The organism is Parasphingorhabdus pacifica (genome assembly GCF_054779195.1).
This window is the reverse complement of the sequence record NZ_BAAGYS010000021.1, coordinates 185,658-199,969: the sequence shown is the minus strand read 5'-3', so window position 1 is coordinate 199,969 and position 14,312 is coordinate 185,658. Positions and strand designations below refer to the sequence as shown.

At 64.4% G+C, this 14,312-nt stretch carries 11 protein-coding genes; all 11 read right to left on the bottom strand.

The window, feature by feature from the left end; genetic code table 11:
- Positions 1-14: 14 nt before the first annotated feature.
- The gene (locus ACYVAN_RS24115) at positions 15-947 is read right to left on the bottom strand and encodes a carbohydrate ABC transporter permease (protein WP_460963445.1); all 933 of its coding nucleotides are present in this window, start codon (positions 945-947) and stop codon (positions 15-17) included.
- Complete coding sequence (locus ACYVAN_RS24110; RefSeq protein ID WP_460963443.1) at positions 947-1,849, bottom strand: carbohydrate ABC transporter permease; 903 nt, start codon at positions 1,847-1,849, stop codon at positions 947-949. Before ACYVAN_RS24110 ends, ACYVAN_RS24115 begins: the two co-directional genes overlap by 1 nt.
- Positions 1,846-3,192, bottom strand: coding sequence for an ABC transporter substrate-binding protein (locus tag ACYVAN_RS24105; protein ID WP_460963441.1), 1,347 nt, complete (start codon positions 3,190-3,192; stop codon positions 1,846-1,848). Before ACYVAN_RS24105 ends, ACYVAN_RS24110 begins: the two co-directional genes overlap by 4 nt.
- 95 nt (positions 3,193-3,287) lie before the next feature.
- Complete coding sequence (locus tag ACYVAN_RS24100) at positions 3,288-4,763, bottom strand: mannitol dehydrogenase family protein (protein WP_460963439.1); 1,476 nt, start codon at positions 4,761-4,763, stop codon at positions 3,288-3,290.
- The gene (locus tag ACYVAN_RS24095) at positions 4,760-4,924 is read right to left on the bottom strand and encodes a hypothetical protein (RefSeq protein WP_460963437.1); all 165 of its coding nucleotides are present in this window, start codon (positions 4,922-4,924) and stop codon (positions 4,760-4,762) included. Before ACYVAN_RS24095 ends, ACYVAN_RS24100 begins: the two co-directional genes overlap by 4 nt.
- Positions 4,925-5,620: 696 nt before the next feature.
- Positions 5,621-6,985, bottom strand: a complete 1,365-nt coding sequence (locus ACYVAN_RS24090; RefSeq protein ID WP_460963435.1) for an SPFH domain-containing protein — start codon at positions 6,983-6,985, stop codon at positions 5,621-5,623.
- Positions 6,985-8,637, bottom strand: a complete 1,653-nt coding sequence (locus ACYVAN_RS24085; protein ID WP_460963433.1) for an SPFH domain-containing protein — start codon at positions 8,635-8,637, stop codon at positions 6,985-6,987. The genes ACYVAN_RS24090 and ACYVAN_RS24085 overlap by 1 nt, the downstream gene beginning before the upstream one ends.
- 245 nt (positions 8,638-8,882) lie before the next feature.
- The gene (locus tag ACYVAN_RS24080; protein WP_460963431.1) at positions 8,883-10,679 is read right to left on the bottom strand and encodes an IucA/IucC family protein; all 1,797 of its coding nucleotides are present in this window, start codon (positions 10,677-10,679) and stop codon (positions 8,883-8,885) included.
- The gene (locus tag ACYVAN_RS24075) at positions 10,676-11,275 is read right to left on the bottom strand and encodes a GNAT family N-acetyltransferase (protein ID WP_460963429.1); all 600 of its coding nucleotides are present in this window, start codon (positions 11,273-11,275) and stop codon (positions 10,676-10,678) included. Before ACYVAN_RS24075 ends, ACYVAN_RS24080 begins: the two co-directional genes overlap by 4 nt.
- Complete coding sequence (locus ACYVAN_RS24070; protein ID WP_460963427.1) at positions 11,272-12,591, bottom strand: lysine N(6)-hydroxylase/L-ornithine N(5)-oxygenase family protein; 1,320 nt, start codon at positions 12,589-12,591, stop codon at positions 11,272-11,274. Before ACYVAN_RS24070 ends, ACYVAN_RS24075 begins: the two co-directional genes overlap by 4 nt.
- A 21-nt stretch (positions 12,592-12,612) precedes the next feature.
- The gene (locus tag ACYVAN_RS24065; protein ID WP_460963425.1) at positions 12,613-14,172 is read right to left on the bottom strand and encodes a pyridoxal phosphate-dependent decarboxylase family protein; all 1,560 of its coding nucleotides are present in this window, start codon (positions 14,170-14,172) and stop codon (positions 12,613-12,615) included.
- Between the last annotated feature and the right edge of the window lie 140 nt (positions 14,173-14,312).

Sequence of the window (14,312 nt, the reverse complement as noted above, 5' to 3'; positions counted from 1 at the left end):
GCGGGTGCGGAGGTTCACTTGATGGCCCCGAACGACAGCCCTCGGACGAGCTTGTTCTGCGCGATCCAACCTGCGATGACGACCGGCAGAGCGGCCAGTGTGGATGCCGCCGACAACTTGGCCCAGTACAGGCCCTCGCCGGTGATGAATCCGACCAGCGAGACCGGACCCGTCTGCGCACGCACCGCGGTGAGGTTGACCGCGAAGAAGAACTCGTTCCACGCGAAGATCATGCAGATCAGCGCGGTCGCGGCGATTCCGGGAGAGACCAGCGGCAGAATCACCTGCCGCACGGCTTTCCAGAGGCTTGCGCCGTCCATGCTGGCTGCCTCCAGCAGCTCACCAGGCACTTCCAGGAAGAACGAGCGCATCATCCAGACCGCGATCGGCAGGTTCATCGCCGTGTAGAGGACGACCAGCACCCAGATGTGGTCGAGCAGACCTATCTCGTTGACGATGACGTAAAGCGGAACGATCACCGCCACGATCGGCAACATCTTCGTACTGATGAAGAAGAACAGCACGTCCTGGGTCCGTTTCACCGGCCGCAGCGACAAGGCGAACGCCGCCGGGATGCCGAGTGCGAGAACGAACGCGGTCGACACCACCGTGGCGAACGCGGAGTTCAGCAGCGTCATTCCCATTCCGCTGCCGAGTACGGCTTGGAACTGCTCCAGCGTGGGCGAGAACAGCAGTTTCGGCGGGTCCGTAGATGCGTCACGTTCCTGCTTGAACGCGGTGAGCACCATCCACAGCACGGGAAAGAAGAACCCGAGCGCGACGATCCAGGCCAGGACGGACCAGAGCGACCCCGCGCCGCGCTGCTTCCGGCGGGATCGGCGGCGCAGCTCATGCATCTCTTCGGCGGACCGTTCACGGAGTGCGGGATCGGTAGGCGTCCCGCCCTCGCGCGGGTCCGTTCTTGTGGTCGGGGTGCCGTCGGGCATCAGGCTGCCTCCTGTACGCCACTGAAGCTCTTGAAGATCAGGCGTAGTGCGAGCGTTGCGACGATGATGGTGGCCACCACCGTGACTACGCCCATCGCCGCGGCCTGGCCGATGTCGAAGCCCAAAAATGCCCGCTGATAGATGTAGTACGGCACATTCGAACTTTCCACCCCGGGTCCGCCCGAGGTCATCATGTACACCGCGTCGAACGTGTTGATCAGGTAGATCGCGCCGAGCACCACGCCGAGCTCGATGAATCGACGCAGGTGGGGCAGGGTGAGCTCGCGGAACAGCGCCACCGGCCCGGCACCGTCGACGCGACCGGCTTCCAGTAGGTCACCGGGCATGCTCTGCAAACCGGCCAGGATGAGCAACATCATGAACGGGGTCCACTGCCAGATCAGCTCCGCCATCACCGCGGCCAGCGGAAACTGGCTAACCCATTCGATGCCGCCGAGGCCGAACGGACGCAGCACGAAGTTGACGATCCCGAACTGCGGATCGAACATCGAGGTCTTCCACAGCAGAGCACCGGCGACCGGCGTGATCAGAAACGGCGTGATGAGCAGCGTCCGCACGATGCCACGCCCACGGAAGGTCCGGTTGAGCAACAAGGCGATGCCCAGCCCCAACAACGCGGAGATCAGGACCGTTCCGCTGATCATGATCACAGTGTTCAGGACGACTTCGCGGAACTGGCTGTCGGCGAAGACGTACAGGTAGTTCTCGATCCCGACGAACTCCCGCGAACCCGGGCGAACCAGGTTCCACGATTGCGTCGAAAAGTACATCGTGGCCAAGAACGGTATCTGGGTCACGATGATGGTGAAGATCAACGCGGGCAGCAACGGGCCCCTGCGCCGCCATCTCTCCGCCCTCGAGAGCGTCGAATGCTTGGTCATCGCTGCTCCTGGTAGGTCTTGCCGACGGCTTCGGCGTACTTCTGCGTCTGCTCCAGCGCCTCGGACACGCTCTGCTTGCCCGCCATCACGGCGCTGATCTGCTGACTAGCCCGGGTCCCGAGGTCCTGCCATTCCGGAATCCGGATGACCTGCGCGCCGGTGTACGGGACCGGCCGCACTGTCGAATCCTGCGGGTCCGCTCGGCGCAACGCCCGCAGTGTCTGGGGCGCGTAGGCCGCACTCACCTGCCGGTATTCCGGAATCTCGTACGTCGACTGCCGGCTGCCCGGCGGCACCCGCGACCACCCCAGTTCATTGCCGACCAGGTTGATGTAGTCCTTGCTGGTCATCCACGAGATGAACTTCCACGCCGCCTCGGGGTGGTCACTCGTCTTGGGAATCCCCAACGACCAGGTGTACAACCAGTCCGACGTGGTCTTGTTCGAGGGTGCGGAGACGTACCCCACCTTCCCGGCGACGCGGCTCTCGTCCGGATTCTCCACAGTGGATACGGCCGACGTCGCGTCGTACCACATCGCTGCTTTGCCCTGTGAGAATTGGGTCGCGCACTCGGAGAACCCGGTCGTGGCGGGACTCGGTTGGCCGTACTCGCGGACGAGGTCGGTGTAGAAGCCGACCGCCCTGGCGGCTTCCGGGCTGTTGATCCGTGCGTTCCAATCCTGGTCGAACCACCGACCACCGAAGCTGTTGATGACGGTGTTCAGGGGTGCGAGCTGCTCGCCCCAACCGGGCTTGCCGCGCAGGCAGATTCCGGCGTGCTTACCAGGTGAATGGAGCTGCTTCGCGTAGGAGGCGACCTGCTGCCACGTCGGGTTCTCCGGGACGGTGATGCCTGCTTGCTCGAACAGGTCCTTGCGGTACATCAGAAAGGACGACTCGCCGTAGAACGGCATCGAGTACATGTCTCCCTGGTACGACAGGGCTTCGCGCAGGCTCGGGAAGAAGTCCTGCGTGTCGTATCCGGGCGTGTTGGCGGCGTGGGGCGAGAGATTCCGCAGCCACCCGTTCTTCGCCCACCGAGCCGTCTCGTAGTTGCTGATCATCACCACGTCGAACTGATCGCTCTGGGTGGCGGTGGACGCGGTAATCTTGGCTCGGGCCTCGTTTTCCGACAACGAGACGAACTTCAGGTCGATTCCGGGGTGTTCGGCTTCGAACCGCGGCGCGAGTTTGATCGCGTCTTCCATCTGTGGGTTCGAGACCATTGCGATGGTCACGGTCTTGGCCGCGGAGGAGCTCAGTTCGCCGGCTCCGGCACAACCCGAGAGCGCGAGACAAGCCGTCAGGGCAAGGCCGCCGCAGGTCTTGAGTGATTTCTTCATGAGGATCAGGCACTTCCGTCAGGGAACAAGGATCGCGCCGCCGCCCGCGCTCTGCACGACAGACCGGACCGCAAACGCATCGCACGCACCGTCACTCACACCGCTTCCCACTTCTCGAGCGTGCGCCGGGCACCGAGGGTGTGCAGCGATTCCAGCGCTTCGAGATAAGTGGACGTGAATGACTCGTTTTCGATCAGATCTGCGAACAGGTCCCGGTCTTCGAGGAACGCCAGCGGTTCGTGCTGCTGCCGCGCGGCCCGCGCCATCACCTGATCCCGCTGCCGGTCGACGACCTCGATGGGCTCGGCTGCCTCATCGCGTCCTTCCGCGTACCGCGCCCAGCTCGCGACGACCAAGGCCGATCGACGGAACGGGCCACCGGTGGAGAGTTGATGACGTACGACCGGAAGCAGCCATTTGGGAATGCGATCCGAGCTGTCCGCGCACAGCCTGGCGAGCGTGTCCCTGATCTCCGGATTCGCGAACCGCTCGATCAGCTGGTGCTTGTACCGGTCGAGGTCCATTCCGGCGACCGGCTCCAGCGTCGGGGTGGCTTCGGTGTCCATGTAGTTGCGGAGGAACCGGACGAACAGCTGGTCGCCGCACACCTCGTGCGCGTAGCGGTATCCGCTGAGGTATCCCAGGTAGCACAGCGCCTGGTGACTCGCGTTGAGCAGACGCAGCTTGATCGGCTCGTAGGGTTCCACGTTCTCGACGACCTGCGCGCCGACCTCGTCCACGGCAGGTCGCCCCGAGGGAAAACGCTCCTCGACGACCCACTGGGTGAACGGTTCGCATACCACCGGCCAGCCGTCCTCGAGACCGAAGCGTTCGGCGAGCAGCGCACGGTCGGCATCCGTCGTGGACGGTGTGATCCGGTCGACCATCGAATTCGGAAAGCTCACGTGCTCCGCGATCCAGGCCGCCAGGTCCGGATCACGAAGTTCGGCGAAGGAGCAGATCATCCGCCGGGCCAGTGCCCCGTTTCCTTGGATGTTGTCGCACGACATCACCGTGAAGGGCGCGATTCCCGCGGCACGACGACGTTCGAGGGCTTCGGTGATATAACCGAAGGCGGATTCGGGTACCGCTCCGTGGCGCACTTCCGCTTGAATCGCCGGATCGCTCGCGTCGAACTCCCCGGTGACCTGATTCGCGTGATAGCCGCCTTCGGTGATCGTGAGCGACACGATCCCCACGGCGGGATCGGTCAGCTTCGCCAGCACCGCGTCCGGGTCGTCGGGGGCGAACAGGTAGTCGACGATGGAACCGATCACGCGGGGCTCGATGGATCCGTCAGGATGTTTGACCACCAGCGTGTACAGGCAGTCCTGGGCGTTCATCACCGCATTCATCCGGCGGTCCTGGGGTAGGAGCCCCACCCCGACGATGCCCCAGTCGAGAGCCTTGCCTTCGTTCATCAGCGTGTCGAGGTACATCGCCTGATGTGCTCGGTGAAACCCACCGACTCCGAGATGGACCATCCCACCGCGCACCTGTCCCCGGTCGTACCTCGGCACAGTCATCTTCTCGCCGAGATCGGACACGGTTCGCGCATTCAGCTCGGTCATGCCCGGCCACCCACATCACTACTCGTGCGGTACAGGTTCGGATTCGCGGTGACACCGACAACCGAGCCGTCCTTCACCCGCGCTGCCACGGTCCGCTCCGACGGCACACCGTCGAGCCCGATCACGCCCACACCCGTTGGTGCGCTGAGATGTTCAGACATCTGGGGAACTACCTCCCTCCGGCGGCACCTGAGCTGCGCCACCCGGTAGCGACATGAGTGCCGCGCATCACTGTGCTGCCGGTCACTCTTCAGGTTGAAGGGAAAAGTACCTCCGGTTAAGCGCTTACGCAACCGTTTAACAAGACGTCGAATTTCGAGTTGGCCCGCAACACACAGCTACGAGGATGAGACCGTACGTGCTCTCAATGGCCGATGTCGTTCGCGGAGCCGATGTCGCTCATGAACCCGGTGATCGGTGGCCACGGCAGACCGGCTGCTGCTCGGTGCTCAACGAGCTGCAGCACTCGCCCACCGAGGCCTGGAACCTCGGCTCGTTCACCGCGACTCGTGCGGCTGCCGCCCCCGAGCGGCGGGCACCGTCACCCGGGACGCTGCCGCCCGGGACGCTGCCGCCCGGGACGCTGCCGCCCGGGGATACTGCCACCGATTTACGAACCGTGATCACGGTATGCAAAAAGGGCCGTCGCCGACATCAGGGCAAACATACCGAACAGGCAGTTCGTGAACACCAGTTCCGATACGGTCGCGCCCGCGTGTCGGCGACGGCCATGCTGCGACCCGGTTGACCGGACCATCGGTCAACGAATCACAGTTCTGATTCCTCTCGGCGCCGAATCCGTGGAGGATTCGGCGCCGCACGGTTATTGATGCCGCTCGGCAACACGTCCTGAACGGCTACTTGTGGTTACCCGAGTCACCACGGTCGAGCAGCGACTGCGCGAGCTCACCGGTCTGCCCGATCGCCTGCATCGCCTCCCCCTCGGCGGCGCCGTGGCCCTCCTCGGACTCTCCCGACGACAAGGCGCCATTGCCCGTGGTGAAAGCCTGCGCGCTCAGCTTCGGCAACAAGTGGGACAACATCAGCGTGGACAACGTCGATGTCTCTCCGCCACCGCCGTGCACGACAACCGGTCGCGGCGCGTGCCCGGCAAGCTTTTCGCCGACTTCCAGCCTGCGCCGGGCGAGCTCGTAGTGCAGCACCGCGCGGTTGTCCCGGTAGGCCTGGCCGAGCCGTTGACGGGACTTGGCCTCGTTCTGTGCCTCGGTCAGCGTCGCCCTGCCGCGAATCTCGATCTCCCATTGCACCCGCTGCGCCTCGGTTTCCTGCTCCTCCAGCATTCGGGCGACGTCCTGGCGCGCCTTGTTCCTGGCGGCGTTCACCTCGACCAGCTTGGCGTCGCGGGTCTTCTTGGCGCGCTCGATCTCCATCAGAAGGTTGTCGATACGCCGCTTGCGGGTCAGCTCCCACTCGCGCTCGTAGGCACTGAGTTCCTTGGCGACACGCTCGCGGGTAGCGAGGTGTTGCTGGTACTGGTCCGGCAATTGCACGTCCGGAATGTTCGCACCGAGGATCCGCACTCCGTACTTGCTGAGCTGGCGGTTCAGCGTCGCCTGCATGTCCTCGACATCGCTGCCCCGCAGGTCATAGGCCTTCTCGGTTTGCACTTGCCTGGCGCGCTGCCGGATCGCGTCCTGCACCACGCTGGAGAGCACCGCGTCGAAGTTGCCGGCGCCGATCGTGCGCACGAAGTCGACCGGGTTGTCGATGCGGAACTTCAGGAAGAACTCGATCGCCTTCAGCGGCACATCTTCCGAGCTGGGGCAGGCGCTGACCGGTGCGTTATACGGGATCTCCGTGGTGGTGTCCACGACGAACTCCACCTTGTCCCACGGCCACCACAGGTAGTGCCTGCCCGGCGACAAAGTGCCCGTGAACGCACCGTAGCGGCTGCGGATGCCGGTCGTACCCTGTTCGATTTCCACGATCGAACCACGCCACAGCGCCACCACGGCGAGCACCAGCGCCAGTGCGGCACCGAGCCAGGCGAGCGAAGCCGCGATCCCACTGCTGAAGGCCGCCGTCCCCGCGAAGTAGAGCCCTGCCAGCAGCAGGAGGAGCCAACCGATACCTCGGTTGTCCTTCGGGATCACCACGGGGACGAGATTGCCCTCATCGCCACCTCGGATGAGCTGCCGGATGTTCGACCACGCCGCGACCGCATCGGTGATCTTGGAGAAGCTGCGTTGTTGGGTCGCCATCACTGCTCACCTGCCTGGTGCTGCTCGTTGCCCTCGATGGTGCCGCTGAAAGTCGGGCCGCTGAGGTGCTCGACCTGATCGGTGATCGTCTCGTCGGTAACCGAGGCCCTGATCTGCTCGATCTGGTCCTCGCCTCCGGCCTCCTCAGCCGGGGTTTCGGCTCCGGTAGCGCCCTGGGCGCTCGCTGCCAACAGGTCCTCGATCTCGGCCTCCCGAGAGTGGATGCGTTCCTGGATCGCCTCGGTGCGTTGGCGGATCGAAGCCACGTCAGCGTCGGACAACCCGGCACCCCCCTCGGAAATACCCAGCATTCGCCGCGCGATGGCGAGGTAGTCGATGTCGCTGCCATCGCCGTCACCGAAGGAGACGAGCATCGGCAAGTGCTCCGCGAGACCTTCCAGCTTGTTCAGAACGTCCTGTTCGTAACGGTATTCCAGAACTTCCGGGGTTTCCGCCGCACTGACCGCCCGAATGTCCAGCGCCTGCGCTTCCAGCAGGGCCGAGTTGGCGTTCGCCCTGCTCTCCGCTTCGACGAAGCGCTGACGAGCCTGGGACTTGGCTCGGTTGGTCTCACGTTCCAGCGCCGTGTCCATCTGCGCCTGGTGACTGGCGATCTCGGCCCTGATGCTGGACAAGCTCTCGTTCATCGAGGCCAGTTCCTTGTTCAGGTCGCCCTCGTTCTGCTCCTTGCGCAGGCTGAGCTCGTACTCGTAGGTGTAGGCCTCCTTCGCCAGTCGCACCATTTCCGGCGCGGCGAGGTCGGCCCGGTACTGCTGGTTGGACGGCTCGGCATGGGTGATGTTGGCGCTGGTCAACCGCACAGCCGGCAAGAATTGCTCGTTCAGGCTGTCCAGCAACGTCTGGGTGCCTTCACCCACGAGGTCATAGATGTCCTCGGCCCGCTGTTGGTAGATCATGCTCCGGGTGACCTCGCTGACCGCGTTGGACAGCTTGTCCGAGAATCCCGACACCGCGCCCAGGGCGAACATGAACTGCGTCGGATCCTCGATGCGGAACTGCAGGAACAGATCGACCGAGGCCTTGATCCCACCGCGGGTAGGTGCCTCACTGATCGGCGCGTTGTACGGGTACTCCCGTGTCGTGTTCACGACGTAGCTGACCTGTTTGCGCGGGTCGAGAAGCACCGTGCGACCAGGACCGACCGTTCGGTCGAGCTTGCTGAACTTGGTGATCATCGCCTGGCAACCGTCCGGAACCATGATGACGCTCCGTCGCGCCCACAGCAGTGCGGCCACGATCACCAACAGCACCCAGACGTGCGGTCCGAACCATGCCTCGCCGAGGCCGATCGAGCTGGTCACCACCGCCCCGACCACGGAAAGGATCGTCAGTGCCAACACCGGCAGTACAACGGTGGCGAAAGCACCGCGCTTCGGGATCACCACGGGACAAATGACATTGACCCAATCCCCGTTGTCACCACGTTCGGAAACACTGCGGTTGACGATCTCACCGATCTCGCCGATCGGTGCCGTCTGTTGTTCGATCCGGGTCCCGGACGAGGTGCCCTGTTCCCGAGCGGAGATGAAGTCTCCGGGGTTGACCGCGAATTCGTCGCTCACTTCTTCTGCCGTCTCGCCGAGCGCTCCGGCGAGACCTTGCGCCCGTTGCCCGGCCGCTGCGATGGACATGTATCGCTCCCTTAATCACTGCGAAGTCCCCCATCGGACGCGCGGTAACGGCTGGAGGTTCCGCTGCGTCGCATCGCGCGTTGTGAGGTCGCCAGAGGCTACCGCACCCGGCTAGTCCAATGGGGCCGTTCGGGCTGGAAATCCTTCTCCATGACCGCGGGATGCGAGGGCTACGCTAGGGATCAAGGTAATTCGTTCCCTGGGCTTATCGATCAGCCACGGTGCGCCCCCGCTCCACTTCGGTATCAGGAAACGCGGTGAGGAGCGAGGGGGTTGTCGAGCATCCCCGCGAATTGCAGCCCGCCCGCCGGATCCTGCAAATTGACCATCTGCTTGTTGTCCCGCAATTGCAGACGGTTCAGGCAGGAGTGCTCGAACCGCTCGGCGAACAGGTCGTGCTCGGCGAACTTGGACGCCAGCTGCGGGAGGGACTTCTGGTAATCGGTGATGCACCCGGCCACCGTCGACCAGAACGCGTCCTCGTCCAGGATTCCAGCCGAGTCGAGGATCCCGTTGAGCAAGCGGAAGAAGCAGTCGAACACATCCGTAAAGATCGACAGCGTCTTCAGGTGGTCCGGCACCTCCTGGCGAATCCGCTCGACCGCTGCCGGAAGTTCTACGTTCTGGTCGATCACGGCGATTTCCTCGCCGATGTCCTTGAGCAGCACCCGCACGGGCACCCCCTGCTCGACCACCAGGATGATGTTCTCGCCGTGCGGCATGCACACCAGGTCGTACGCGTAGAAGCAGTGCAGGATGGGCAGCAGGTAGGCGTCCAGGTAACGTCGCAGCCAGGTCGCCGGCTCCAGCCCCGACTCCGCGATGAGCTCACCGACGACGGAACCACCGTTGGTGTCGGTGTGCAGAAGGGAGGCCATGGTCGCCAGCCGCTGCCCGGGTTCCAGCTTCGGAACCGGGCTCTCCCGCCACAACGCCGCAAGCATCTTCAGGTAGGGCGAGCCCTTGGCCGCTCCGGCTTCGTAGTGCTCGGGGTGGTAGCCCACTGCCGCTCGCTCCCGGAGGATGTCGAAGCGCGTTTGCGACAGCACCGCGTCCTCGGCGACCAGGTCGCCGAGCCACTCGTTGATGGCTGGAGTTTCCTTCATGTACTCGGCGGACAGGCCCCGCATGAATCCCATGTTCAGCACCGAAAGAGCGGTCTTCACGTAGTGCCGCCCCGGAGCGCTGCGGTTGAAGAAGGTCCGGATGGACTGCTGGGCGAGGTACTCGTCGTCGCCATAGCCGAGGCAGACGATGCGCCTTCGAGCGATGTCGGCGGCGAAAGTGATCGAAAGCTTGTTCCACCACTGCCACGGGTGTGCCGGAACGAGGTAGAAGTCGTCGAGGTCGAGTCCCGATTCTCGTAGCACTCCGGAGAACCGCTCCACCGTTGCGACGTCGAGTTCGTTGCGGACGAGGCTACTGTAGTCCACATCGGACGCGGCGGAGAACGTCGCGACGTCGGGATGCACCGCCAGCCAGATCAACCGCACGGGTGAGGCCGCCTCCGGCGCGTAGAAACGGTATTCGCGGCTGTCGAACCCGACCCGCCCGTTGTTCGCCACGAAACACGGATGTCCCTCGGTCATCCCGGTCTCGATCGATTGGAAATCGGCCTGCGCCAGCTCCACCGCGGAGGCCGGGCCGGAGGCCAACTTGAAAGCAGTACCGGCGAGCGTGCTGCTGATCTCCTCCAAGTACGACGGGAGTACGTTCTCGTCCAGACTCAGGGCTCCGCGGATCTCGAGCATCAGGTCGAGCGCGTCGAGCGGGAGTTCGCTCCCGTCACGGTGCTTGCTGATGCTGTCCGCGTCGATCTCCCAGTGCTCCAGCGTCAGCAACCTGGCGATAAACCGGTACTCGACCAGCTGGTCATCGCCGCGCACGACGTAGTGCCCGGCCGGCTGCGGCTCCGGAGAAATCAGGCGCTCGTGCGCGAACTCGGCAAGCGCTTTGCGTACGAGCAGCCGGTTGGCGCGCTCCCAATGCTCGGGAGTCAGATGCGCGGCAGCGGCCTGCGGCGGGTCGAGATTCGTGGTCATCGGGATGCTCCTTCGTTCGCGGTCGCAGTGTTCGAACGCGCCGCGCGGTACTGCTCGCGGGTGCAGGTGCTGAGGTAGGCGTCTTTGCTCATTCCCGACAGCCACACGGTCTTGCGGCCCTCGAAACCCACGGCCGCGTTGAGCGCGTGCACGCCCGGATTGCGGACGTCGGGCTCCACCACGACCCGGTTCGCGGACGGATCGGAGAACAGCAGATCCATTACTGTGACCAGGACGGCATGGGTGAACCCGTGCAACGGTTCCTCGGTCGGTGCCACCAGGAAGTGCATGCCGATGTCGCCGTGTTCGAGTTCGAATACCTCGTTCAACTCGCTGTGCACCGGGTCATAGCGCTCGATGAGGAACGCGGGCCGACCGTCGTGCAGACCGAGGAACGCTTCGTGCGAATCCGCCGCATCGATGTCCAGGAACTCTTGTTTGACCTCGTCGAAGTCGGCGCCGTTGAGCAGCCAGAACACCGATTTCGGGTGCGTGAGCCAGCGGTAGAGCAGTTCTGCGTCGGCGTGCGGATCGACGTGCCGCACCGCGAACTCCCCGAGGCTCTTGTCCGCACGGGTGAAGACGATCTCGTTCATGCGGAAGGAACCTCCAGAGATTGGCGGGCCAGAGCCGGAACCCCGAACTCCTGGAATGCGATCGATTCCTCGATCGGGTAGTGCTCGCCGCCCAGCATTTCGCGGATGATGCGCGAGTTGCGGTACGCGGCCATCCCCAGGTCGGGTGCGACGAAGCCGTGGGTGTGCAGTTCGGCGTTCTGCACAAAGATCTCACTGCCCGCGGGGTCGATGCTGTAGTTGCGTCCCACCGCATAGCGACCGCGCTCGTCCCAGGAGATCCGGTCGGTGATCGGTGCGAGGAAGTCCGGCACCTGGTAGCCGTACCCGGTCGCCAGTACGAGTCCCTGGGTGTCGAGTGCGTATTCCTCCCCCTGCTCCTCATGCCGCAGCTCGAGCGTGTACTCCCCCGTCACCGGGTCGTGCCGCGCCCCGGTCAGCGCGGTGTTGGTCAGCAACCGCGTCGGACACGTCCCCCGGCGCTTCTTCACGTACAACAGGTCGAAGATCTCGTCGATCAACGTCGAACTGATGCCCTTGTACAGGTCCTTCTGCGAGGCCAGCAGCCGATCCCGGTTCTCGGTGGGCAGCGCGTGGAAGTAGTCCGAGTAGTCCGGGGAGGTCATCTCCAGGGTGAGCTTGGTGTATTGCAGCGGGAAGAACCGCGCCGACCGAGTGATCCAGTTGAGCCCGTACCCGTACTTGTCGATGTCCTGGAGCAGGTCATAGTAGATTTCGGCCGCGCTCTGCCCGCTGCCGACGATGGTGATGCTGTCCTTGCCTTGCAGCGCGGCTTTGGAGTCCAGGTAACGCGAGTTGTGGATGAAATCACCACCGAGGCCCCGGCACGATTCCGGGATGTGCGGGGGTGTACCGGTCCCGAGTACCAACCTCCTGCCCCGGTGGGTGAGCTGCTGTCCGGTCGCGTACTCGATGGTGCGAACCAGGTACTTCTCGTCGCGTTCGTCGTACTCGATCTTCTCGACGCGCTGTCCGAAGCGGACGGTACCGAGCTGGCTCGCCGCCCAGCGGCAGTAGTCGTTGTACTCCTCGCGCAGCGGGTAGAAGCTCTCGCGAATGTAGAACGAGTAGAGGTACCCGGATTGCTTGAGGTAGTTTAAGAAGGACAGTGGTGAGGTCGGATCGGCCATGGTGACCAGGTCCGCCATGAACGGCGTTTGGACGGTGCTGTTCTCCAGCATCATTCCCGGATGCCAGTCGAACTCGGGTTTGCTCTCCAGAAACAGCTTGTCCAGCTCGGCGACGGGTTCGGTCAGGCAGGCCAGCCCGAGGTTGAACGGGCCGAGCCCGACAGCGATGAAGTCGTGCGTGGTCAACGAGATCTTCTTTCTGCTCGATCAGCTGGCCCGGGGACGGGCGAGTTCCCGGTCGTCGGCGTGCTGGGTCAGGAACTGGCGGGCATGGTCGGCGATGAGCTCCAAGACCTCCGCGACTTCCTCCACCGAGGTCTGCGGGTTGAGCAGCGTCATCTTCAGGTAGTGGCCGCCGTCGACGACCGTGCCCGCGACGACGGCTTCTCCGGAGCCGAACAGTGATTCGCGAACGTGCAGGTTGAGCTGGTCGCAGAATTCGGGCGCGGCTCCGACCGACGGAACGTAACGGAACACCAGTGTGCTCAGGTCGGACTTGGTGACAACCTCGAAGCGGGGGTCGTCGGCGAGTAGTTTCCAGGTCGCTGCCGCGAGGTCCACCACGTCGTCGAACAGGTCCCCGATCGCGTCCGCACCCATGATCCGTAGCGTGAGCCAGAGTTTGAGGGCATCGAAGCGGCGCGTCGTCTGGATGCTCTTGTCCACCTGGTTCGGAATGCGTTTGGCGACACTTCGCTCCGGGTTGAGGTAGTCGGCGTGGTAGGTCACATGGCGCAACGTTGTTCGATCGCGCAGCAGGACCGCACTGGAGCTCACCGGTTGGAAAAAGGACTTGTGATAGTCCACTGTGACCGAGTTCGCGCGCTCGATTCCGTCTACGAGGTGCCGCCGCCGGCGCGATACCAGCACGCCGCAGCCGTAGGCGGCGTCCACGTGCAGCCACACACCGAACCGCGCGCAGAGGTCAGCGGTCGCGTGCAGCGGGTCGATGCTGCCGAAGTCGGTCGTTCCCGCGGTGGCGACCACTGCCATGACGATCAGGCCCTCCCGCCGACAGCGCTCGAGCTCGGCAGCGACCACGTCCGTGCGCATCCGCTTGGCGGAATCGCACGGCACGGAAATCACGGAATCGCGCCCCAACCCGAGCAGGGCAGCGGACTTCGAGACGCTGAAGTGACTGCACTCCGAGCTGATGATGCGCAGCTGCGACAGGACTTCCTCCCGCCCTCGCCCGGTGTCCCGCTCCGCCGAAACACAGGCCTCGTCGCGGGCCAGAGCGAACGCTTGCAGGTTGGACTGGGTACCGCCGCTGGTGAAGATGCCATCGGCCTGGTTGCCGAACCCGATGCGCTCGGCCGTCCACTCGATCAGTCGTCGCTCCATGAGCGTGCCGCCCATGCTCTGGTCCCAGGTGTCCAGCGAGGAGTTGACCGACGAGAGGACGGCCTCCCCGAGCAGCGCGGGAATCACCACCGGACAGTTGAGGTGGCCCAGGTAGCGCGGATGGTGGAAGTACACCGCGTCCCGGAGGTAGATGTTCTCCAGCTCGTCGAGAGCCGCGTTCGTGTCGTGCAGCGGCGCGTTCAGATCGATTGCGGACACGACCGGTTCCAACTGCGCGGCCGACCGGCCCGTGACGGGACGGTCGGCGCTCGCGACCTTGCTTGCCACCCGTTCAACCCCGCCGCGGACAGATCGCCGGTATTCCGCCACGTTCCGCTCGTTGAGCAGATAGGCCTTGCGGTCCGCTTTGCGATGCGGGGCCCCGGCGGTCGAATCCTCTGCCGGATTCGCGAGGGAACTCATGAACTGTCTCCTCCTCAATCGACCTGCGCCACGTGGACGTGGCAAGCGAACGGGCACGAGAACTGCGGGCAAACCCGCGCACGTGTGGCACGCACCGGCGCAGCGGTGCCCGCGCCACCGACGCTCACGGCATCGCGGTG